Annotated in this window: 24 protein-coding genes; 19 read left to right on the top strand and 5 right to left on the bottom strand. The window is 61.0% G+C overall.

Going from position 1 to position 22,539, the window contains the following annotated elements; genetic code table 11:
- Positions 1-288 precede the first annotated feature (288 nt).
- Genes mpl through HB680_RS32000 form a run of 3 tightly spaced genes read left to right on the top strand, consistent with a single transcriptional unit; the run spans position 289 to position 2,544 of the window.
- A complete protein-coding gene (gene mpl / locus HB680_RS32010) occupies positions 289-1,638 on the top strand; it encodes a UDP-N-acetylmuramate:L-alanyl-gamma-D-glutamyl-meso-diaminopimelate ligase (RefSeq protein ID WP_213942251.1) in 1,350 nt (449 codons plus the stop codon).
- A complete protein-coding gene (ubiX, locus tag HB680_RS32005; protein WP_169372913.1) occupies positions 1,635-2,267 on the top strand; it encodes a flavin prenyltransferase UbiX in 633 nt (210 codons plus the stop codon). The genes mpl and ubiX overlap by 4 nt, the downstream gene beginning before the upstream one ends.
- Positions 2,260-2,544, top strand: a complete 285-nt coding sequence (locus HB680_RS32000) for a YceK/YidQ family lipoprotein (protein ID WP_213942250.1) — start codon at positions 2,260-2,262, stop codon at positions 2,542-2,544. Before ubiX ends, HB680_RS32000 begins: the two co-directional genes overlap by 8 nt.
- A gap of 91 nt (positions 2,545-2,635) precedes the next feature.
- On the opposite strand, the gene HB680_RS31995 is transcribed toward HB680_RS32000, so the two are convergent.
- The 3 genes from HB680_RS31995 to HB680_RS31985 all read right to left on the bottom strand — a co-directional run bounded on the left by HB680_RS31995 (position 2,636) and on the right by HB680_RS31985 (position 5,581).
- The gene (locus tag HB680_RS31995) at positions 2,636-3,277 is read right to left on the bottom strand and encodes an oxidoreductase (protein ID WP_213942249.1); all 642 of its coding nucleotides are present in this window, start codon (positions 3,275-3,277) and stop codon (positions 2,636-2,638) included.
- Between the two features lie 27 nt (positions 3,278-3,304).
- Positions 3,305-5,023 (bottom strand): C13 family peptidase, encoded by a 1,719-nt coding sequence (locus tag HB680_RS31990; protein WP_213942248.1) that lies wholly within the window; start codon positions 5,021-5,023, stop codon positions 3,305-3,307.
- A gap of 102 nt (positions 5,024-5,125) precedes the next feature.
- Positions 5,126-5,581 (bottom strand): MaoC family dehydratase, encoded by a 456-nt coding sequence (locus HB680_RS31985; protein WP_213942247.1) that lies wholly within the window; start codon positions 5,579-5,581, stop codon positions 5,126-5,128.
- 195 nt (positions 5,582-5,776) lie between these two features.
- Between HB680_RS31985 and HB680_RS31980 the strand changes: the two genes are divergently transcribed.
- The 3 genes from HB680_RS31980 to HB680_RS31970 are packed head-to-tail and all read left to right on the top strand — an operon-like array spanning position 5,777 to position 7,453.
- Positions 5,777-6,139, top strand: a complete 363-nt coding sequence (locus HB680_RS31980; protein ID WP_213942246.1) for a CidA/LrgA family protein — start codon at positions 5,777-5,779, stop codon at positions 6,137-6,139.
- Positions 6,136-6,852 (top strand): LrgB family protein, encoded by a 717-nt coding sequence (locus HB680_RS31975; RefSeq protein ID WP_213942245.1) that lies wholly within the window; start codon positions 6,136-6,138, stop codon positions 6,850-6,852. Before HB680_RS31980 ends, HB680_RS31975 begins: the two co-directional genes overlap by 4 nt.
- A 10-nt stretch (positions 6,853-6,862) precedes the next feature.
- On the top strand, positions 6,863-7,453 hold the full coding sequence (locus tag HB680_RS31970; RefSeq protein ID WP_054616727.1) for an LON peptidase substrate-binding domain-containing protein: 591 nt from the start codon (positions 6,863-6,865) through the stop codon (positions 7,451-7,453).
- Between the two features lie 157 nt (positions 7,454-7,610).
- On the opposite strand, the gene HB680_RS31965 is transcribed toward HB680_RS31970, so the two are convergent.
- Both HB680_RS31965 and HB680_RS31960 read right to left on the bottom strand, forming a co-directional pair.
- Positions 7,611-8,927, bottom strand: a complete 1,317-nt coding sequence (locus tag HB680_RS31965; protein WP_213942244.1) for a bifunctional DedA family/phosphatase PAP2 family protein — start codon at positions 8,925-8,927, stop codon at positions 7,611-7,613.
- Between the two features lie 140 nt (positions 8,928-9,067).
- Entirely contained in the window at positions 9,068-9,763 is a 696-nt protein-coding gene (locus HB680_RS31960; protein WP_213942243.1) for a DNA-3-methyladenine glycosylase, read from the bottom strand.
- 176 nt (positions 9,764-9,939) lie between these two features.
- Here HB680_RS31960 and HB680_RS31955 point away from each other — a divergent pair, with 176 nt between their 5' ends.
- The 13 genes from HB680_RS31955 to HB680_RS31895 all read left to right on the top strand — a co-directional run bounded on the left by HB680_RS31955 (position 9,940) and on the right by HB680_RS31895 (position 22,517).
- Positions 9,940-11,211 (top strand): glutamate-5-semialdehyde dehydrogenase, encoded by a 1,272-nt coding sequence (locus tag HB680_RS31955; RefSeq protein WP_213942242.1) that lies wholly within the window; start codon positions 9,940-9,942, stop codon positions 11,209-11,211.
- A 1-nt stretch (position 11,212) separates the two neighbouring features.
- Positions 11,213-11,902 (top strand): nicotinate-nucleotide adenylyltransferase, encoded by a 690-nt coding sequence (gene nadD, locus HB680_RS31950; protein WP_213942241.1) that lies wholly within the window; start codon positions 11,213-11,215, stop codon positions 11,900-11,902.
- A 74-nt stretch (positions 11,903-11,976) separates the two neighbouring features.
- Positions 11,977-12,471: a ribosome silencing factor gene (rsfS, locus tag HB680_RS31945; protein WP_213942240.1), complete on the top strand. Its 495-nt coding sequence runs from the start codon at positions 11,977-11,979 to the stop codon at positions 12,469-12,471.
- Between the two features lie 9 nt (positions 12,472-12,480).
- Positions 12,481-12,948: a 23S rRNA (pseudouridine(1915)-N(3))-methyltransferase RlmH gene (rlmH, locus tag HB680_RS31940; RefSeq protein ID WP_007937439.1), complete on the top strand. Its 468-nt coding sequence runs from the start codon at positions 12,481-12,483 to the stop codon at positions 12,946-12,948.
- A 10-nt stretch (positions 12,949-12,958) separates the two neighbouring features.
- Positions 12,959-14,854, top strand: coding sequence for a penicillin-binding protein 2 (gene mrdA / locus HB680_RS31935; protein ID WP_213942239.1), 1,896 nt, complete (start codon positions 12,959-12,961; stop codon positions 14,852-14,854).
- Positions 14,855-14,885: 31 nt separating this feature from the next.
- Positions 14,886-15,989: a rod shape-determining protein RodA gene (gene rodA / locus HB680_RS31930; protein WP_054052418.1), complete on the top strand. Its 1,104-nt coding sequence runs from the start codon at positions 14,886-14,888 to the stop codon at positions 15,987-15,989.
- Between the two features lie 17 nt (positions 15,990-16,006).
- Positions 16,007-17,014 (top strand): lytic murein transglycosylase B, encoded by a 1,008-nt coding sequence (gene mltB, locus HB680_RS31925; RefSeq protein WP_213942238.1) that lies wholly within the window; start codon positions 16,007-16,009, stop codon positions 17,012-17,014.
- Positions 17,014-18,024 (top strand): septal ring lytic transglycosylase RlpA family protein, encoded by a 1,011-nt coding sequence (locus tag HB680_RS31920; protein ID WP_213942237.1) that lies wholly within the window; start codon positions 17,014-17,016, stop codon positions 18,022-18,024. Before mltB ends, HB680_RS31920 begins: the two co-directional genes overlap by 1 nt.
- A gap of 180 nt (positions 18,025-18,204) precedes the next feature.
- Complete coding sequence (locus tag HB680_RS31915) at positions 18,205-19,362, top strand: D-alanyl-D-alanine carboxypeptidase family protein (RefSeq protein ID WP_123404559.1); 1,158 nt, start codon at positions 18,205-18,207, stop codon at positions 19,360-19,362.
- A gap of 80 nt (positions 19,363-19,442) precedes the next feature.
- On the top strand, positions 19,443-19,718 hold the full coding sequence (locus HB680_RS31910) for a DUF493 domain-containing protein (protein ID WP_054052426.1): 276 nt from the start codon (positions 19,443-19,445) through the stop codon (positions 19,716-19,718).
- Positions 19,718-20,365 (top strand): lipoyl(octanoyl) transferase LipB, encoded by a 648-nt coding sequence (gene lipB, locus HB680_RS31905; RefSeq protein WP_169372926.1) that lies wholly within the window; start codon positions 19,718-19,720, stop codon positions 20,363-20,365. Before HB680_RS31910 ends, lipB begins: the two co-directional genes overlap by 1 nt.
- A 25-nt stretch (positions 20,366-20,390) precedes the next feature.
- Complete coding sequence (gene lipA, locus HB680_RS31900) at positions 20,391-21,392, top strand: lipoyl synthase (RefSeq protein ID WP_213942252.1); 1,002 nt, start codon at positions 20,391-20,393, stop codon at positions 21,390-21,392.
- 174 nt (positions 21,393-21,566) lie between these two features.
- On the top strand, positions 21,567-22,517 hold the full coding sequence (locus tag HB680_RS31895; RefSeq protein ID WP_213942236.1) for an LD-carboxypeptidase: 951 nt from the start codon (positions 21,567-21,569) through the stop codon (positions 22,515-22,517).
- Positions 22,518-22,539 lie beyond the last annotated feature (22 nt).

Below are 22,539 nucleotides of genomic sequence, written 5' to 3'. Positions count from 1 at the left end.
GCCTTAGATCCACCCCTCACCCCAACCCTCTCCCCAGAGGGGAGAGGGGGAAAGGGAGCCAATCGGGGGCTTTTCAGAACCTGAGTTCGACTCGGGAATTTCAGGTCGATGTAGATCGACAGAACAACTCGGTCGGCTCCCTCTCCCCTCTGGGGAGAGGGCTGGGGTGAGGGGTTGCTCCAGCGTCAAACCGAATCCCGAGCCTCAGCCCCAATCCACCCCATCACCTAAAGAGTGCGAATTTCCCCACCCTACGCTAACCTGCGGCCATGTTTTACGAGGTCGACTATGCACATTCATATTCTTGGTATCTGCGGCACTTTCATGGGTTCGATGGCGGTTCTGGCCAAAGAGCTGGGCCATCACGTGACGGGCTCCGATGCCAACGTCTATCCGCCGATGAGCACTCAGCTTGAAGCGCAGGGCATTCAGTTGACCCAAGGCTACGATCCGGCGCAGCTCGATCCGGCCCCGGATCTGGTGGTGATCGGCAATGCCATGTCCCGCGGCAACCCGGCTGTCGAGTACGTACTGAACAAAGGCCTGCCTTACGTTTCCGGCCCGCAATGGCTGGCGGATCACGTGCTGCAAGGTCGCTGGGTGCTGGCCGTTGCCGGTACTCACGGCAAGACCACCACCAGCAGCATGCTCGCCTGGGTGCTGGAACACGCGGGCATGAGTCCGGGTTTCCTGATCGGCGGCGTGCCGCAGAATTTCTCGGTGTCCGCGCGTCTGGGCGGCACACCGTTCTTCGTGATTGAAGCCGACGAATACGACAGCGCGTTCTTCGACAAGCGCTCCAAGTTCGTTCACTACGGCCCGCGCACGGCGATCCTGAACAATCTTGAGTTCGATCACGCCGACATCTTCCCCGATCTGCCGGCCATCGAGCGGCAATTCCACCATTTGGTGCGGACCATTCCGAGCGAAGGCCTGGTGATCCATCCGACTACCGAGCCGGCGCTGCAACGTGTGATCGAAATGGGCTGCTGGACCCCGGTGCAAACCACCGGTGCCGGCGGCCAATGGCAGGTCAAATTGTTGAGCGATGACGGTTCGAAGTTCGAAGTGATGTTCGAAGGCGTCGCCCAAGGCGTGGTCGAGTGGGACATGACCGGTCAGCACAACGTCGCCAACGCCTTGGCCACCCTCGCGGCCGCACGGCATGTTGGCGTGGTGCCATCGATGGGCATTGCGGCGTTGAGCGCGTTTAAAAGCGTGAAGCGCCGGATGGAAGTCGTGGCGCAGGTCAACGGCATCACCATTTACGACGATTTCGCCCATCACCCGACCGCCATCGCCACCACCCTCGACGGCTTGCGCAAGAAGATTGGCGACGCGCCGTTGATCGCGATCATCGAGCCGCGTTCCAACTCCATGAAGCTCGGCGCGCACCGTGACGGTTTGCCGGAAAGCGTGGTCGATGCCGATCAGGTGATCTGGTATGCGCCGGCCAACCTCGGCTGGGATTTGGGCGCTACCGCCGCGCAGTGCACGGTGCCATCGATCGTCAGCGATTCCCTGGAGGGCATCATCGAACGCGTGAAAAGCCAGGCCCAGCCCGGCACCCACGTGGTGATCATGAGCAACGGCGGCTTCGGCGGCCTGCACGGCAAACTCGCCGAGGCGCTGCAATGAACAACGGCCCGGAACGCATCACGCTGGCCATGACCGGCGCGTCCGGCGCCCAGTACGGTTTGCGCCTGCTGGACTGCCTGGTGCGCGAAGACCGCGAGGTGCATTTTCTGATCTCCAAGGCTGCGCAACTGGTGATGGCCACCGAAACTGACGTGACACTGCCGCCGAAACCGCAAACCATGCAGGCCTTCCTCACCGAATACACCGGCGCCGCTGCCGGGCAGATCAAGGTGTATGGCAAGGAAGACTGGATGTCGCCGGTAGCCTCGGGCTCCGGTGCGCCAGCGGCGATGGTGGTGGTGCCGTGTTCCACCGGGACGTTGTCGGCCATCGCCACCGGCGCCTGCAACAACCTGATCGAACGCGCCGCCGATGTGACCTTGAAGGAGCGCCGTCAGTTGATTCTGGTACCGCGCGAGGCGCCGTACTCGAGCATTCATCTGGAGCACATGCTCAAGTTGTCGAACATGGGCGTAACGATCCTGCCAGCCTCACCGGGTTTCTATCACCAGCCACAGACCATCGACGACCTGATCGACTTCGTCGTGGCGCGGATTCTCAATCTGTTGAATATCCCGCAAGACATGCTGCCGCGTTGGGGCGAGCATCATTTGAGCAGCGATGAATAAACTGCTGGTGGTGGCGCTGGCGTTGCAACTCGCCGGCTGCGCCACGGCGCGCACCCTCGACGCCGCCAAGCCGGGGGCACCGGTGGTGTATTCGGGGACGCGGCTGGATTTGTATGCGATGAATGGTGGTTGCTGTGCCAAGGATCGTTTTGGTGCCGAGGCGCCGAGCTATCCCGGCGTGGATCTGCCGGCCAGTGCGTTGCTCGACACGTTGTTGTTGCCGTTGTCGGTGCTGACGGTGATTGGCGTGAGTTTTCAGGCGACGGGTGGGTTGTAAAAGCAAAGCAAAAGATCGCAGCCTTCGGCAGCTCCAACGCGGGATATGTGTTCACCCTTTAGGAGCTGCCGAAGGCTGCGATCTTTTGATCTTATTTACCTAATTTGCGCAACTCATCCGACTCAACCACCCGCACTCCATCCTGTTCTTCCAGTGCCAGCCGCCACATCGCGCGGGCCAATTGGCAGGCTTCGATGCCGTGGTATTTGCCCGGAATCAACCGTGACAACGGGCCGGCCATTTTCTCGGCCATGCGCGGTTCGAGGCGTTCGCCCAACAGCAGTGAAGGTCGGCAAATGGTCAGCTGCGGCCAATTCTGCGCGCGCAATGCGTATTCCATCTCGCCTTTGACCCGGTTGTAGAAAACCGGGGATCGGCGATCGGCCCCCAGGGCGCTGATCACGATCAGGTGCCGCGCGCCCATTTCCCGAGCACGTTTGGCGAACGCCACCACCATGTCCAGGTCCACCGCGCGAAACGCCGCTTCGGAGCCGGCCTGTTTGATCGTGGTGCCGAGGCAGCAGTAGGCGATGTCGACGCGACCGTTCAATTGCGGCAAGAATACGGCGGGGTCGCCGACGGGATTTTCCAGGTGGGGATGCTCGGCCAGTGGCCGGCGTGAAGGTGCCAATACCCGCGTAATCGTTGGCTCATTGAGCAAGCGATCAAGCAAATGTTCGCCGGTTAATCCAGTGGCTCCGGCAAGCAATACATGCTGAGGCGTCAAGTACATAGTGTTTCCCCCTTGATACTGTTCAGCTTAGTTGCTCTTGGCGTCCTTGCTGCTGATAGCCGCACTTTGTAATGCTTTTCGCGCTTGTTGCTTGCGCAACAGTTGCCAGTGGGAGAGCACGGTTTTCGGCGCCCAGATCTGCGGCTCAGAGGCTTCGAAGTTATCCGCCAGCTCGCGCTCGGCCACGGTCGCCTTGGCCAGTTTGAAGGCCTGCTCCAAATCGTCGGTCTGGTTCAGCGCCTGGGCGAACAGCGCGTCGCCGAAGTAGGTGAAGTTGGCTTCCTCCGAGCAACCGAAGGACACCCGGTCCGCCCGCGAGGCGGTCATGATCAACGTGCGTTCGTCTTTCAGCGCCGGGATGAAACCACCGGAATAGCAGGAAGAGATGACAATAATCTTGTCGCGATTTTTCAACGGGGCGAGAACCGCCGCCAGTTCGTCGGCCGGCAGGTCGGCCAGCTCCATGCGCGGTTGATCGAGGACCAGTTCATGTTCGCTGGTGCCGTGGCTGGTCAGGTAGATGAACAGCAAATCTTCCGGGCCGCTGCGTTCAGCCAGGGTCTGGACGGCACGACGCAGGTTTTCCCGGGTGGCCATCGGTCGGTCGGCGAGGTGTTCGCGGTGGTTGACCAGGCGAATCTGACCATACGCACCAAAGCGGCTGGCGAGCATATTGGCGACGTAGTCGGACTCGCGCAGGAACACGCTCTGCTTGCCGTCGCCACCGAGGGTCAGGGTGTACAACTCCACCGCCGGGGTCGAGGCGGGGACGTTGGCCAGCGCTTCGTCGAGCAAACGGCCCTGGGCCAGCAAGCCGAGCTCCAGGGTGTCGGGCAGCAACTTGCCATCGGCGTCGCGCACACGCTGGCCATTGATCCAGGTGCCGCTCATCACGGTGCCATCGGTCAGCACCAGGGTGCCGCGACCCGAGTAGCTGTCACTGTCGAAGCCGCCGACGTAGAAACTGCCGTCGGCCAGGTTCAAGCGACCCGGGCCGGTGAAGCGCCAGTCGCTGAACTGACCGATGTAATGGCTGCCGTCGGCGCCGATCAATTCGCCCTTGCCGCTGAGCACGCCTTCCTTGAACTGGCCGATCCAGACGTCGCCATCGGCGTTCTCGTAGCGACCCTTGCCGTGGAGTTGGTTGTCCTTGAAACCGCCGACGTAGATATCGCCATCGGCGCTGTTGAACGTACCGTTGCCTTCGAGCTGACCGTCGACGAAATGCCCGCTGAACTGATTGCCGGTGGCATCGCCGCGCTGGCCTTCGCCGTTGGGTTTGCCGTGGGCGAACTGGCCTTGATAGGTGCTGCCGTCGTCGAGTTCGAGACGGCCGAGCCCTGAATACTGATCGGACTTGAACTCACCGCGGTAAGTCATGCCGTTTTCTTTGAGGGTGCCTTCACCGTCGCGCCGGCCAAGTTTGAAGCCGCCGGTGTAGCTGCTGCCATTGGTGGTCAGCGTGCCCTGGCCGTCGAACAGCCCTTGCTGGAACTGCCCGCGATAGACCTCGCTGTTGCTGCCGTGCCATTCGCCCTGGCCATGCCACTGGCCTTTGTCGAATTGCCCGGCGTACCAACTGCCGTTCGGGTAGTCGATGCGGCCCTGGCCCTGCAACAACCCGTTGACCAGATCCCCTCGATAGCGTCCGCCGTCCGGCAGGCGAGCGTCAGGGGGCAGCAGCGATTCACCATCGCCGCAAGCGGTGAGCATCAGGGTCAAAGCGAGGAGTGCAAGTGAGCGCATAGCGGGATCCGGGCAATTAGGCGACCGAGTATGCCGCAGCTATGCGTCGCATATATAGAGAAGGTCGCGAAACAGCGTGCGCTGCTTCGCATTCGGGATGGTTTACACGAAACAGAGGGACAGCGGTTCAGCGATGTACGCCGGTTTGTCCGAGCCTTCTATCTCAAGGGTGGCGGTGGCCTTGAGCAACCACTGGCCGGGTTTCTTCTCGGTGACTTCGGTCAGGTCGACCTTGAGCCGCACTTTCGAGTTGACCTTGACCGGCTGAATGAAGCGCACGCTGTCGAGGCCGTAATTGACCACCATCTTCAAGCCTTCCGGCAGGATCAGGATGTCTTCCATCAGTTTGGGGATCAGCGACAGCGACAGGAAACCGTGGGCAATGGTGCTGCCAAATGGCGTTTGCGCGGCTTTGATCGGGTCGACGTGAATGAACTGATAATCCCCGGTGGCTTCGGCGAACAGGTTGATGCGCTCCTGATCGATGGTGAGCCATTCGGAACGTCCAAGTTCCTTGCCGACATAATCTTTGAGCTCTGCAACGGGAACATAGGGCATTGAGACTCTCCTTGGGTTCATCGGTTTTATAGTTTTGAGGTGGGGGGATTTGACCTCCCGGAATACCACTTTAGATCAACATGGCAAATTGCTCCGGTCAACTGACCATGCTTTTGGCGAATGCCGGTGTATAGCGTCGGCATGCTTATAATGCCCGGCCCCTTTTTGGTGGGCTAAGCGTGCGGGAGATGCTGGATGTTGTTACGTGGCCTGACCTGGCTGGTGCTGTTCCAATTGCTGGGCACAGCCATCAACCACCTGTTTTTGCCGGTGCTGCCGGGGCCGATTGTCGGTCTGCTGCTGTTGCTGGTGTTTCTGATTTGTCGTGGCGAAGTCGGTGAACCGCTGAACCTGGCCGCCGGCAGTTTGCTGCGTTACCTGCCGTTGCTGCTGGTGCCGCCGGCGGTGGGTGTGATGGTTTACGCCGAGGACATTGCGGCGGGTTTCTGGGCGATCTCCGGAGCGTTAGTGCTGTCGCTGCTGTTGTCCATGGCCTTCGTCGGGGTGTTGATGCAGCGTCTGGTCAAGCGCCACGCCCATCGTGGGGATGGCCAATGATCCTTGAATGGCAAGGTGCGCTGGATTCGGTGATTCACCATCCGCTGTTCGGCATCGGCATTACCCTGGGCGCTTATCAACTGGTGCTCGCGGCGTTCGAGAAAACCCGCTGGATTTTCCTGCAACCGGTGCTGGTGTCGATGGTGCTGGTGATTGGCGTGTTGGTGACCTGCGGTCTGACCTACGCCGAGTACCGCAAGAGCACCGAAATCCTCAGCATCCTGCTGGGACCCGCCACCGTTGCTCTGGCGGTGCCGCTGTACTTGAACCTGCGACGGATTCGGCAGTTATTCTGGCCGATATTTACTACGCTGGTGATAGGCGGAGTGATCGCTACGGGCATGGGCGTGTTGCTGGGCTGGTGGTTCGGTGCCGAACACATGATCCTGATGACCATGGCGCCGAAATCCGTGACCTCGCCGATTGCCATGTTGGTGGCCGAGCAGATTGGTGGCGTCGCGGCGCTGGCGGCGGTGTTCGTGTTGATTACCGGCGTGATCGGTGCGATTTTCGGCCCGAGCCTGTTGACCCGGCTCGGTGTTCACAGTCCCGAGGCCCGGGGCATGGCCCTGGGCATGACGGCCCACGCGGTCGGCACGTCGGTGGCCTTGCAGGAAAGTGAAGAATGCGGCGCCTTTGCGGCGCTGGCGATGAGTCTGATGGGCGTGGCGACAGCGGTGTTCCTGCCGTTGGCCGTGTCGATGGTGGTGTAAGGAAATGTCTATGAGCTTGCCGCTTTTCCCGCTGAACACGGTGCTGTTCCCTGGTTGCATCCTCGATTTGCAGATTTTCGAGGCGCGCTACCTGGACATGATCAGCCGCTGCATGAAACAAGGCAGCGGCTTCGGCGTGGTGTGCATCCTCGACGGCGAAGAAGTCGGTATCGCCCCGGCGGGTTATGCGCTGGTGGGTTGTGAAGCCTTGATCACCGACTTCAAGCAACAGGACAACGGCTTGCTGGGGATTCGCGTGCAGGGTGGACGACGTTTCCACGTGTTGCGCTCCGAAGTGCAGCGCGATCACCTGACCATTGCCGACGTCGAGTGGCTGGAAGACGAGCCGGAACAACCGTTGCAGGACGAGGACGCCGACCTGGTCGCCCTGCTCAAAGCCTTGGCCGAACACCCGATGGTCGAAGCGCTGAACATGGGCACCGAAGCAACCGGGCAACAATCATTGGCCAATCAACTGGCCTACCTGCTGCCATTCGCCGAGGTCGACAAGATCGACCTGCTGCAACTCGACGATCCGCAGCAAAGGCTGGATGCGATTCAGGCGTTGCTGGATGAGTTGCAGGGCGAACTGTTCGCCTGAGATCCCCCGTAGCAGCTGCCGAGCCCGCGAGGCTGCGTTCGAGGACGAAGTCCTCGCAAATCCTGAGTATGCGGTGTGTCTGATTGGCGACTGCTACGCAGCCGAACGCAGCCTCGCGGGCTCGGCAGCTGCTACGGGGCCGCGGTAACCCCGGTCTTCAATACGCGTAGCGCAACATCATGTGCGGCAGATGCCGCAACGCGAAAAAGGCAAACAACGCCAGCAACGACGGCAGCACCAGCCACCAAACCTTGGGCGGCATGGCATTGAGCGGCGTCTGGCGTTGGCTCAGCCACAAGCTCGCGGCACAGACACCGGCCGCCAGCATCGCGCCAGCCAGCACATCCGTTGGCCAATGCGCGCCCAAATAGACCCGCGACAACGCAATCGCCAGTGCCGGCAGGCAACCCAATAGCAGCCAGGTCAGGCGCATGCGTGGCGGTTGTCCGCGCCCGGCGAGTACAGCGATGGCGAGGAACAGCGCGAAAGAACCCGAGGCGTGACCGCTGGGCATGCTGTAACTGGTCAGCGGGTCGCTCAACACTTCCGGGCGCATCCGGGCGAAAAAGTGTTTGGTCACGGTGTTGCCCAGCGCGGTGAACAGCAGCGCGCCGCCCGCGAAAATCGCTTGGCGCCATTGCCGGGTGAGTAACAGCAACCCGGTCAGCAGAGCGCTGAACATCAGCATGTTGCGGAATTCGCCGATCAGCGTGAACGTCACGGCCACTTCATCGAGCATCGGACTGCGGTGTTCCTGCACCAAAGTCATCAAGCCTTGGTCGAGGGCGGTCAGGTGCGGATAGCCGATAAACAGCCCGATCAGAATCGCAAGGCCGAGGCCGGCAATATAAGCGGTGGCGTGGCGATGACGGCGCAGGCTGCTGGTGACACTCAAGCCGATCATCACCGCGATGCTACCGGCGACAATCCCTGCTTCTGGCCAGAAACCGTCCGGCAGTGGCAGTCGAATCGCTGCCCCCGTGGCCCAGCCCGGCAGCAAGTAAGCGATGCTCCAACCGGCGGCGGCCAGCAGGCTGACGGCGGCGAAGCGCGGGAAGGGCATGTCGAACATCCCGGCGACCATTGGCAGCATTGGCCGCAATGGACCGATGAAGCGTCCGACCAGAAGGCTGGCGATGCCGTAACGCTGGAAGTAAGACTCGGCCCCGGCAATCCATTCCGGGTGATGGCGCAAACCGGGTAGGCGGCGGATATTCTGGTGGAAATGTCGCCCCAGGAAGTAGGAAACCACGTCACCCAGCAAACCACCGAGAAACCCCAGCAACAGCGTTTCGCCCAGCGACAACGCACCACTGCCGGCCAACACGGCCACGGCAAACAGCAAAACAGTGCCCGGCACGATCAACCCGGCAATCGCCAGGCATTCCACGCACGCCACTATGAACACCGCGGCGGCGAGCCACTGTGGATTGACCGTCAACCAGCCAGTGATGCTATCGAGCCATGGGCCCATACCTGCAACTCCATTTTACGAATCGAGTCCGGCGTAGGAGCTGCCGAAGGCTGCGATCTTTTGATCTTGATTTTCAGCGGTATCGGAAAGATCAAGATCAAAAGATCGCAGCCTTCGGCAGCTCCTACAAAGGATTGTGTTCACAGCAAAAAATAATCGCGACCTTCGACCTGCCCCCGGCGCAGCGGGTTCCGTGTGCAATAAGGTGCGTACGCAGCATCCACGAAGCGGTACATCAGGTGTTCGTCACGCCCATGGGGAATCCCCAAGCGAGTGGTTTGGATAATGTGGGCGGGCGCCGGGTCGACGTCTTGCACCAGCAGCACTTCATGATCAAAGCGCTTGGCGTCCCAGACGGGCACCTTCAAACCCAGCGATTTGCACAGCAACGTCTGGCCGGCGCAGAGCTTTTGCGAAGGGCGAGGCCGGCCTTGGGCGTCGGGGTTGTTCAGCAGCATCTGCGCCAGACTCGCTGGCCCGCTCAATTCATCGACCCACGGGTAAGCGGATTTGATCAGCACCGCGTTGCCCGGCCCTTGGGCGCTGAAGTTCAGGGAATCGCCGCCCCGGGCGTAATACATATAAATGTGGCCGCCATCCAGAAACAAAGCCTTACGCTTTTCTGTGTAGCCGAGAGACGCGTGGCTGCCTTTTTCTTCGCAGTAATAGGCTTCGGTCTCGATGATCCGGGCGCTGAGCCACAAGTCGCCGACCCGATGACGGATGACTTTACCCAGTAACTCCCGGGCCAGAACTTGCGCGTCGCGGTCGAAAAAAGCGTCCGGCAGCGCGATGGGCAGGGCCGCAAGAGGGGCGCGAACAGTCAGGTTGGACATGATGAACGGCGTTTATCAGGGCTGAATGAGCGGTGATGATAACAATTTGCAGCTTAATCACGGCTGAACGTCGGCAAATTGCCCTCCATTTCGACCATCCGCCCGTCACCGCTGTTAGTCCTAGGACGCGACAGCTATAATCTGCCGCTTTCATCTTTGCCAAGACCCCATCAGACATGACTGAGTCCGTCCTCGACTACATGACCCGCCTGGGTCGCGCTGCCCGCCAGGCGTCGCGCATCATCGGCCGTGCCAGCACCGCGCAGAAAAACCGCGCCTTGCAGGCTGCCGCCAATGCGCTGGACGCCGCGCGTGCCGAGTTGACGGCCGCCAACGAACTGGATCTGGCCGCCGGTCGGGCCAATGGTCTTGAGCCGGCCTTGCTGGAACGCCTGGCGCTGACCCCGGCGCGCATCGACGGCATGATCGTCGGCCTGCGCCAGGTTGCCGCGTTGCCGGACCCGGTCGGCGCCATCCGCGACATGAGCTTTCGTCCGTCCGGTATTCATGTCGGCAAGATGCGCGTGCCGTTGGGCGTGATCGGGATCATCTACGAATCCCGGCCCAATGTGACCATCGACGCCGCCAGCCTGTGCCTGAAGTCGGGTAACGCGACCATTCTGCGCGGCGGCTCCGAAGCCATTCATTCCAATCGCGCCATTGCCGCCTGCATCCAGCGCGGCCTGGCCGAGGCCGACCTGCCGGCCGCCGTGGTGCAAGTGGTGGAAACCACCGACCGTGCCGCCGTCGGCGCGCTGATCACCATGCCTGAATACGTTGACGTCATCGTGCCCCGTGGTGGCCGTGGTCTGATCGAGCGGGTCAGCCGCGATGCGCGCGTGCCGGTGATCAAGCACCTGGACGGCATTTGCCACGTCTACGTCAGCGAACACGCCGACCTGCCGAAAGCCCAGCGCATCGCCTTCAACGCCAAGACTTACCGTTATGGCATCTGCGGCGCGATGGAAACGTTGCTGGTGGATCAAAGCGTTGCCAAAGATTTCCTGCCGTCGATGGCTGCCCAGTTCCGCGAAAAAGGCGTTGAGCTGCGCGGTTGCGAGCGCTCCCGGGCGATCATCGAGGCCGTTGCGGCCACTGAAGACGACTGGACCACCGAATACCTGGCACCGATTCTGTCGATCCGCGTGGTCGACGGGCTGGACCAGGCCATCGAGCACATCAACCAGTACGGCTCCCATCACACCGATTCGATCGTCAGTGAAAACCTGGCCGATACCCGGCGTTTCGTCGCGGAAGTCGACTCGTCGTCGGTGATGATCAACACCCCGACCTGCTTTGCCGATGGCTTTGAATACGGATTGGGTGCCGAGATTGGCATTTCTACTGATAAGCTGCACGCCCGCGGCCCGGTGGGCCTCGAAGGTCTGACCTGCGAGAAGTACATCGTGGTCGGTGACGGCCAGTTGCGCGGACAGGAGTCGGTCTGACTTGGGCGACCTCGACCCGTCAGCCCCGGTCATTGCCGGCGAGGCTGAGCCTCGACGCATTGGCGTGCTGGGCGGAACCTTCGACCCGGTGCATATCGGCCATTTGCGCGGTGCACTGGAAGTGGCCGAGTCCCTGGGGCTCGATGAGCTGCGACTGACACCCAGTGCCAGGCCGCCTCATCGGGACACGCCGCAGGTCTCGGCACAGGACCGTCTGGCGATGGTCGAGTGCGCGGTGGCCGGTGTGGCGCCGTTGGTGGTGGACGCCCGCGAATTGCAGCGGGACAAACCGTCCTACACTATCGATACCCTGGAATTGATGCGCGCTGAAATGGCCGCTGATACCCAGGTTTTTCTACTTTTGGGCTGGGACGCATTTTGCGGCCTGCCCACTTGGCACCGCTGGGAAGAGTTGCTCCAGCATTGCCACATCCTGGTGCTGCAACGCCCGGATGCCGACAGCGAACCGCCGGATGCCTTGCGCAATCTGTTGGCGGCACGCTCGGTGAGCGACCCGCTGGCCCTCAAAGGGCCGAGCGGACAGATTGCATTCGTCTGGCAGACACCGCTCGCGGTATCCGCCACCCAGATCCGTCAACTGCTGGCCAGCGGTAAGTCGGTACGTTTCCTGGTGCCCGACGCGGTCCTGGCCTACATCGATGCGCACGGTCTCTACCGTGCGTCGAACTGAAAAAAAGGGCACGCTTCACGGCACGTGATCACGTGTAACGAAGCGCCCGAACATACGAGCAAAACGAGTTTTATATGACTGACAAAGACGTAACTAAAGTAAAGCGCAAAGGCACGTTCAAGAGCGCCCCGCTGCCAGTAGAGCCACAAACCGGTCCTGAGCTGCGTGGTGAAGAGCTGGTCAAGGTTGCCGTGGCAGCCCTGGAAGACGTGAAGGGCCAGGATATCCAGGTCATCGACGTTCGTGAAAAGCAGAGCATCACTGACTTCATGATCATCGCCACCGGTACGTCGAACCGCCAGATCGGCGCGATGCTGGACAAAGTCCGCGAAGCCGTCAAAGCCCTGGGCGTCAAGCCGTTGGGTGAAGAAGGCAAGGGCGACAGCGACTGGGTCCTGCTGGATATGGACGACGTGATCGTGCACATGATGACCGCATCGGCGCGTCAGTTTTACGACCTCGAGCGTCTGTGGTCCGGCGCTGAACAGAGCCGTGCCCTGAACGCGGCTCACCACAGCCCGGAAAACACCCACGAGCATTTCATCAAGCTCAACAAAGACCAGCAGTAAGGGACCGCTGTGCGACTGCGACTGATCGCCGTCGGTTCACGCATGCCCAAATGGGTGGAAGAAGGCTGGCATGAATATGCCAAGCGTCTTCCGTCCGAGCTGGCGCTGGAACTGGTGGAAATACCGCTCAACACCCGTGGCAAGAACGCCGACGTGGCGCGCTTCATCCGTCAGGAAGGCGAAGCCATGCTGGCCAAGGTCGGGCCGAACGAGCGGGTTGTCACCCTCGAAGTCCACGGCAAGCCCTGGAGCACCGAGCAACTGGCGGTCGAACTCGATCGCTGGCGGCTGGACTCGCGCACGGTGAATTTCATGGTCGGCGGCCCCGAGGGGCTGGCGCCGGAAGTCTGTGCCCGGGCCGATCAGCGTTGGTCGTTGTCGCCGTTGACGTTGCCGCACCCGTTGGTGCGGATTCTGATCGGCGAACAGTTGTACCGTGCCTGGACAGTTCTGTCCGGCCACCCATACCACAAGTAGTTCTGCCCTCATGTCCCAGCCGATCCGCATCAAGGACCACGAAAAAGACGCCCGTCTGGTGCGTGGCCGCGTCGTGTTCGGGGCCATTGCGGTGGTGGCGCTGATTTGCGTGCTGATCGCACGGCTGTATTTCCTCCAGGTCATCCAGTACGAGTACCACTCGACCCTGTCGGAGAACAACCGCGTCCACGTGCAGCCGATTCCGCCGACCCGCGGGCTGATCTTCGACCGTAATGGCGTGGTGGTGGCCGATAACCGGCCGAGCTTCAGCCTGAGCATGACCCGCGAGCGCTCCGGCGACTGGCAGCAAGTGCTCGACGTGATCGTCCAGGTGCTGGAGCTGACGCCCGAGGACCGGGGGATCTTCGAGAAACGCATGAAGCAGGGGCGCCGGCCATTCGAGCCGGTGCCGATCCTGTTCGAGCTGACCGAAGAGCAGATCGCGCGGATCGCGGTGAACCAGTTCCGGCTGCCGGGTGTGGAAGTGGTCGCGCAATTGGTGCGGCACTATCCGCAGGGTGCGCACTTTGCGCACTCCGTGGGGTACATGGGCCGGATCAACGAGAAAGAGCTCAAAACCCTGGACCCGGTCGGTTACAGCGGTACTCATCAAATCGGCAAGACCGGCATCGAGCGCTTCTACGAGCCCGAGCTGCACGGCCAGGTGGGTTACGAAGAAGTCGAGACTAACGCCCGTGGTCGCGTCTTGCGCGTGCTCAAGCGTACCGATCCGATTCCCGGCAAGGACATCGTCCTGAGCCTGGACATCAAATTGCAGGAAGCTGCCGAGTTGGCACTCGGCGGTCGCCGTGGTGCCGTGGTGGCGCTAGACCCGAACACCGGCGAAGTCCTGGCCATGGTCAGTCAGCCGAGTTTCGACCCGAACCTGTTCGTCACCGGCATCAGTTTCAAGGCCTACGCCGAGTTGCGCGATTCCATCGACCGGCCGCTGTTCAACCGCGTACTGCGTGGTCTGTACCCGCCGGGCTCGACGATCAAGCCTGCGGTGGCGATTGCCGGTCTGGACTCCGGTGTGGTCACGGCCTCGACCCGGGTCTTCGACCCCGGTTACTACATGCTGCCCAACTACGATCACAAATACCGTAACTGGAACCGTACCGGCGACGGCTACGTGGACCTGGACACGGCGATCATGCGTTCCAACGATACCTATTTCTATGACCTCGCCCACAAGCTCGGCATCGATCGCTTGTCGTCGTACCTGGGCAAGTTCGGCATCGGCCAGAAGGTCTCGCTGGACATGTTCGAAGAGTCGCCGGGGCTGATGCCGTCGCGGGAATGGAAGCGTGCGACCCGGCGCCAGGCCTGGTTCCCGGGCGAAACCCTGATTCTGGGGATCGGCCAGGGCTACATGCAATCCACGCCGCTGCAACTGGCGCAAGCCACGGCACTGGTGGCGAACAAGGGTGTATGGAACCGTCCGCACCTGGCCAAGACCGTCGAGGGCGAGCGGCCCAAAGATGAAAATCCGATGCCGGACATCATCCTGCGCGACCCGTCCGACTGGACCAAGGTCAACCACGGCATGCAACAGGTCATGCACGGCGCGCGCGGCACGGCGCGCAAAGCCGCCATTGGCTCGCAATACCGGATCGCCGGTAAAAGTGGTACGGCCCAGGTGGTCGCGATCAAGCAGGGCGAGAAGTACGACCGCTCCAAGGTGCAGGAACGCCACCGCGACCACGCCTTGTTCGTCGGCTTCGCCCCGGCCGATAACCCGAAAATCGTGGTGTCGGTGATGGTCGAGAACGGTGAGTCCGGTTCCGGCGTCGCGGCGCCGGTGGTGCGACAAGTGATGGATGCCTGGCTCCTGGACCAGGATGGCCGACTCAAACCGGAATACGCCGGCCCTATCAGCGCGGAGGCTACGGCCCGTGAAGAGTAATTTCGATCGCATCCTCTCCAGCGAGGACGTGATGCGTCGCCGTGCGACGCTGCTGCAACGCATGCACATCGATGGCCCGTTGTTGATCCTGCTGCTGACCCTCGCCGCCGGCAGCCTGTTCGTGCTGTATTCGGCCAGTGGCAAGAGCTGGGACCTGTTGGCCAAGCAAGCCACTTCCTTCGGCATCGGCCTGGTGTCGATGATCGTCATCGCCCAGTTCGAACCGCGTTTCATGGCCCGTTGGGTGCCGATCGGTTATGTGCTTGGCGTGCTGTTGCTGGTGGTGGTGGACGTCATGGGCCACAACGCCATGGGTGCCACGCGCTGGATCAACATTCCCGGGGTGATCCGCTTCCAGCCCTCGGAGTTCATGAAGATCCTGATGCCGGCGACCATCGCCTGGTACTTGTCCAAACGCACGCTGCCACCGCAGCTCAAGCATGTGGGTGTCAGCCTGTTCCTGATCGGCTTGCCGTTTATCCTGATCGTGCGCCAGCCGGACCTCGGCACTTCACTGCTGATTCTGGCGGGCGGTGCGTTCGTGCTGTTCATGGGTGGCCTGCGCTGGCGCTGGATTCTCAGCGTGATCGCGGCGGCAGTGCCGGTGGCGGTGGCGATGTGGTTCTTCATCATGCACGACTACCAGAAGCAGCGAATCCTGACCTTCCTCGACCCGGAAAGCGATCCGTTGGGCACGGGCTGGAACATCATTCAGTCCAAGGCGGCCATCGGTTCCGGCGGCGTATTCGGCAAAGGCTGGCTGCTGGGCACCCAGTCGCATCTGGACTTCCTGCCGGAAAGCCACACCGACTTCATTATTGCGGTACTGGGCGAAGAGTTCGGCCTGGTGGGCATTTGTGCACTGCTGCTGATTTACCTGTTGCTGATCGGTCGCGGGCTGGTAATTACCGCCCAGGCCCAGACATTGTTCGGCAAATTGCTCGCGGGCAGCCTGACGATGACGTTTTTTGTTTACGTTTTCGTCAACATCGGTATGGTCAGTGGCCTGTTGCCGGTTGTGGGGGTGCCGTTGCCGTTCATTAGCTACGGAGGAACTTCGCTGGTGACGCTGCTGTCAGCGTTTGGGGTTTTGATGTCGATCCATACCCATCGTAAGTGGATCGCACAGGTTTGAATAAGGTGAAGATTTCAATGCAAGTAATGCATGGCTGGGCGACTCGATACGCGCCGTGGGTCGGCCTGGTAGGCATCCTTGGTACCGCTGAAACGCGGGCCGGCGATTACGAAGGCTCACCCCAGGTGGCCGAATTCGTCGGTGAAATGACCCGCGACTACGGTTTTGCCGGCGAACAGCTGATGGGCGTGTTCCGCGAAGCCGAGCGCAAGCAGGCGATCCTCGACGCCATCTCCAAGCCGGCTGAGCGAGTCAAACAGTGGAATGAATATCGCCCGATGTTCATCACCGACGCGCGCATTGCCCGCGGTGTGGACTTCTGGCGTCAGCACGAGGCGGTACTGGCCCGTGCCGAGCAGGAATATGGCGTGCCGGCCCAAGTGATTGTCTCGATCATCGGCGTTGAAACCTTTTTCGGCCGCAATACCGGCAATTACCGGGTGATCGACGCGTTGTCGACCCTGGGTTTCGACTATCCTCCCCGTGCCGAGTTTTTCCGCAAGGAACTGCGTGAATTCCTGCTGCTGGCCCGGGAAGAGCAGGTCGATCCGTTGACCCTCAAGGGCTCCTACGCCGGTGCCATGGGCTTGCCGCAGTTCATGCCGAGCAGTTTTCGCGCCTATGCGGTGGACTTCGACGGTGATGGCCACATTAATATCTGGACCAATCCGGACGATGCCATCGGCAGCGTTGCCAGTTATTTCAAACGTCACGGCTGGGTCGCCGGCGAACCAGTGGTCAGCCGCGCCGATGTGCGTGGTGATCAGGTGGACGACGGCTTGACCACCGGCATCGAGCCGACGAAAACCGTCGGGGAGTTGCGGGCGTTGGGGTGGTCAAGTCATGATGCGCTGCGCGATGATATGCCGGTTACGGCTTTCCGCCTGGAAGGTGACAATGGCCCCGAGTACTGGATGGGCCTGAAGAATTTTTACGCGATCACGCGTTATAACCGCAGCGTGATGTACGCCATGGCCGTACATCAACTGTCTGAACAGCTGGTCCAAGCACGGGGCGTCAAGTAATGCGGGCATTGCCTATGAATAAACCCCTGAAGCTGATGGCATTTGCCGCGTTGGCGGTGCTGCTCGCCAGTTGCTCGACCAGTCGTGCGCCAACGCAAAAAACCTCCACCGCCGTGCGTGCTACGCCGGGGCTGGACATCAACCGCGCCCACAAAGATGGCGCGCCGTGGTGGGATGTGGATGTTTCGCGTATCCCGGATGCCACGCCGACCCTGCACAGCGGTCCTTATAAAGCCAACCCGTACACCGTGCTGGGCAAGACCTACTTCCCGCTGCAAGACTCCAAGACCTACGTTGCCTCGGGCACGGCGTCGTGGTACGGCACCAAGTTCCATGGTCAGAATACCGCCAATGGCGAAGTGTATGACCTGTACGGCATGAGTGCCGCCCACAAGACGTTACCGCTGCCAAGTTACGTTCGGGTGACCAACCTGGACAACAACAAGAGCGTGGTCTTGCGAGTCAACGACCGTGGGCCGTTCTATTCGGACCGCATCATCGATTTGTCCTACGCTGCCGCCAAGAAGCTCGGCTACGCCGAAATCGGTACTGCGCGGGTCAAGGTCGAAGGCATCGATCCACAACAGTGGTGGGCGGCGAAGGGCCGTCCGGCGCCTTTGATGCTCAACGAGCCGCAAGTAGCGCAAAATGCCGCGCCGACCATTACCGCTTCGGCGGGGACGGTCGAGCAATGGACGCCACCACCGCAGCAGCATGCGTCGGACACTGTGCCTGTGCAGGTTGCCGCAAAAAAAAACGCTTCTGTACCAGCCTCTGGCCAGTATCTGCAGGTGGGCGCGTTCGCCAACCCGGACGCTGCAGAACTCCTGAGATCGAAGCTCAGCGGGATGGTGAGCGCTCCGGTGTTCATCAGCTCGATCGTGCGCAACCAACAGACACTGCATCGGGTGCGCCTGGGGCCGATCGGTTCGCAGGGTGAAATCCAGCAAGTGCAGAACAGTGTGCGATTGGCCAATCTCGGTTCGCCGAGCCTGGTCACCGCCGAGTAACACGCAGTACTTGATTGAAGGTTCGCTTGCGGTTTGGGGGGCGGACCTGGTTGTTGGCTCGTTAAGAACAAAAGCCCGGCAAGGGTTCTGAGTGAGCAACTGAACACGCGACAGCTCGTTAGAAAGCTGTCTGATTAGTTTTGCCTTTGGGCAGTTTCCATTAGCGATTTCGAGAGACGGATGAACATCACCACCTTTGCCAAACGCCTGTGCCTGTTAGTCCCGCTGTTCATCACACCTGCCGCTTTTGCGGTAGAAATGATGCCGTCGCCACCGCAACTGGCCGCCAAGTCCTATGTGCTCATGGACGCCAGCAGCGGCAACGTGCTGGTCGAGAACAACGGTGACCAGCGCCTGCCGCCCGCCAGCCTGACCAAACTGATGACCGCGTACATTGCGACGCTGGAAATCCGTCGTGGCCAGATCGGCGAAAACGACCCGGTGACCGTCAGCGAAAACGCCTGGCGTACCGGCGGTTCGCGGATGTTCATCAAGGTGGGCTCGCAGGTAACCGTCAGCGACCTGTTGCACGGCATCATCATTCAGTCGGGTAACGACGCCAGCGTTGCGCTCTCCGAGCACATCGCCGGTAGCGAAGACGCGTTCGCCGACATGATGAACAAGACGGCCGGCGACCTGGGCATGACCAACAGCCACTTCATGAACCCGACCGGCTTGCCGAACCCGGAGCACTACTCGTCGGCTCACGACATGTCGCTGCTGGCTCGCGCAATCATCCACGAAGACCCGGCTCATTACGCGATCTACTCGCAGAAAGAGTTCTTCTGGAACGGCATCAAACAGCCTAACCGCAACCTGCTGCTGTGGCGCGACAAGACCGTTGACGGCCTGAAAACCGGTCACACCGACGAAGCCGGTTACTGCATGGTGTCTTCGGCCGTACGTGATGGCATGCGCCTGATCGCCGTGGTGTTCGGCACCAACAGCGAAGTGGCCCGCGCCTCCGAAACCCAGAAATTGCTGACCTACGGTTTCCGCTTCTTCGAAACCCAGACCTTCTATCAGAAAGGCGCCGAGCTGGCTCAAGCCCCTGTCTGGAAAGGCACCACCAATCAAGTCAAGGCCGGCCTGGCTGAAGACTTGACCATGACCCTGCCAAAAGGCCAGCTGAAAAAGCTCGCCGCCAGCATGACCATGAACCCGCAACTGGTTGCGCCAATCGCCAAGGGCGACGTGATCGGTAAAGTCGAAGTGAAACTGGACGACAAGGTAGTGCACAGCGCTGACCTGATCGCTCTGGACGCTGTCGAGGAGGGTGGTATCTTCCGCCGCATGTGGGATAGCATCCGTCTATTCTTCTACGGCTTGTTCAACTGAATTAGTGTGGACCTGCATGGCTCCGTTCCAACCCGGGACGGGGCCATGTCCGTTGCCACGGCTTACGAGGCCGTTACGCCATGACAGACACTGAAGTAAAGGCGCCAAAGATCGAATTTCCCGCCAATGACTACCCGATCAAAGTGATCGGCGACACCATTGTGGACATCAAGCAAAAGATCATCGATATCGTCAAGAAACACGCGACGATCAACGATGAGAAAGTGGACGAACGCCAGAGCAGCAACGGCAAGTACACCACTATCCAGTTGCACATCATCGCCACCGGTCAAGACCAGCTGTACGACATCAATAGCGAGTTGCGGGCGACCGGTTTCGTGCACATGGTGCTGTGATGTCTGGCACGCTGGGCTTTCGTGAGCTCGGCCAGATGGCTTACGAGCCGGTCTGGCATGCCATGCAGCGCTTCACCAACGAGCGCGGCACTGACGCCGCGGACGAGATCTGGCTGGTGGAACACCCTCCGGTGTTCACCCAGGGCCAGGCCGGCAAGGCCGAGCACCTGTTGCTGCCCGGAGATATTCCGGTGGTGCAGGTCGATCGCGGTGGTCAGGTGACTTACCATGGCCCCGGCCAATTGGTGGCCTACCTGTTGCTGGATGTGCGCAAACTGGGTTTCGGCGTGCGTGACCTGGTCACCCGCATGGAACACTGCCTGATCGAGTTGCTGGCCAGCTATGGCGTCACTGCCGCAGCCAAACCAGACGCGCCAGGTGTCTACGTCGACGGGGCAAAAATTGCTTCGCTGGGTCTGCGGATCCGCCATGGTTGCTCCTTTCATGGCCTGGCCCTGAACGTGGACATGAACCTGGAACCGTTTCGACGGATTAATCCCTGCGGCTACGCCGGGCTGGCGATGACCCAGCTGAGCGATCACGCAGGATCGATTGAATTTGCCGAGGTAAGTGCCCGGCTGCGCGCGCAGCTCGTCAAACACCTCGACTATGCTGAGCAGACGACCCTTACGGGCGGAATCGACTGATATGACTACTGATGCAGTGCAAACCATGATCCCGACGCTGGATGTTACCGAGCGTCCGGCCCCGCGTGCGAAGGTTGAAGCCGGCGTCAAGCTGCGCGGCGCCGAGAAGGTTGCACGCATCCCGGTAAAGATCATTCCGACCACCGAACTGCCGAAAAAACCCGACTGGATCCGCGTGCGCATCCCGGTGTCCCCGGAAGTCGACCGCATCAAGGCCCTGCTGCGCAAACACAAGCTGCACAGCGTCTGCGAAGAAGCGTCCTGCCCGAACCTGGGCGAATGCTTCTCCGGCGGCACCGCGACGTTCATGATCATGGGCGACATCTGCACCCGTCGCTGCCCGTTCTGCGACGTCGGCCACGGTCGTCCGAAGCCACTGGACGTCAATGAGCCGGAAAGCCTGGCCATTGCCATCGCCGACCTGAAACTCAAGTACGTGGTGATCACTTCGGTGGACCGCGACGACCTGCGTGACGGCGGTGCCCAGCACTTTGCCGATTGCATCCGCGAGATCCGCAAGCTGTCGCCGAACGTGCAGCTCGAAACCCTGGTCCCGGATTACCGTGGGCGCATGGACGTGGCGCTGGAAATCACCGCCGCCGAGCCGCCGGATGTGTTCAACCACAACCTGGAAACCGTGCCGCGCCTGTACAAGGCTGCGCGTCCGGGTTCGGATTACCAGTGGTCGCTGACCCTGCTGCAACGCTTCAAGCAGATGATGCCGCACATTCCGACCAAGTCCGGGTTGATGCTGGGCTTGGGCGAAACCGACGAAGAAGTCATCGAAGTCATGAAGCGCATGCGCGAACACGACATCGACATGCTGACCCTCGGTCAATATCTGCAACCGTCCCGCAGCCACTTGCCGGTGCAGCGTTTCGTGCACCCGGACGTGTTCGCCTGGTTCGCCGAGGAAGGTTACAAGATGGGCTTCAAGAACGTCGCTTCCGGTCCGTTGGTGCGCTCGTCGTACCATGCCGATGAGCAGGCGAAGCTGGTTAAGGCCGAGCTTGTAGCGTCCTTGTGATTCGCGGCTGAAAGACAAAAACGCCCGCACGGCTTTACAGCCTGCGGGCGTTTTTTTGCCTTGCTTACGTCCACGGTGGTCTTTTCCCGCAATGTGCGGCGCGATTGACCCCCTTCTGTTTATGCCCGTTCCTGACTACTGTGTGCTGAAGATTTCACGCAGGGAGATTCATGGATGACCGTTCGACCGACCCACACCCTTTTTCCTTATGCTCCTGTACCGGCCTTGCCGTCGGAAGGGCTGATCGGCGTGATTGCGCCTGCCGGCCCCGCAACCCTGGACACCGACAAGGCTGTGCAATGGATGCGCGCCCGGGGTTATTCGCTGCGGGTGTTTCCTGGCGTCTACGAGAACGATGGCTATCTGGCTGGAAGCGACGATGTGCGGCTCAATGACCTGCACGGGGCATTCGCCGACCCTGAGGTCGACGCGATCATTTGCCTGCGTGGCGGCTACGGTACGCCGCGATTGCTGGACCGGATCGACTTCGACTTGTTGCGGGCGAATGCCAAGCCCTTTATTGGCTACAGCGACATCACGGCGCTGCACCTGGCCATCGGTCGCTATGCAGGGTTCGTGACGTTTCATGGTCCGCTGCTCAACGCCGACCTATTGGGAGACAAGCAGCGACCCACCGAGTCATCGTTCTTTAACATGCTGCGCGGGCAGGTGAAGGCGGGCAGCGTGTTGACGCACCCGGTGGCCTTCCCGTTGAGCACCATCGAGCCTGGCATCGCTCACGGGCGCTTGCTGGGGGGCAATCTGTCGATGATTGCCGCAACCATGGGCACGCCGTACGAAATCGATGCCGAAGGGGTGATTCTGTTTATTGAGGACATCAACGAGCCGTTGTATCGCATTGACCGGCTGCTGACCCAATTGCGTCTGGCTGGCACGCTCGGCAAGTTGCGCGGTGTACTGGTGGGAGATGTGGCGGGGGTGGATGCCGTTGCGTTGGCGCGGTTGCTCAAGCAGACCTTTGAGGCGTTGCGGATTCCGGTGCTGGCCGGGTGGCGCAGCGGGCATTGCGATCCGAATCTGACGTTGCCGATGGGGGCGTTGGTCAAGCTGGATGCGGGGAACAAGGTGTTGGTGTTGGAGCAGGATGTGGTGGTCAAGGTTTAGAACTTGGTTGCCTTTGGGTCAG

The organism is Pseudomonas sp. dw_612 (genome assembly GCF_018449725.1).
Classification (GTDB): Bacteria; Pseudomonadota; Gammaproteobacteria; order Pseudomonadales; family Pseudomonadaceae; genus Aquipseudomonas.
Note: the sequence above shows the minus strand (reverse complement) of the source record. Positions and strands in the feature narration are given on the sequence as shown.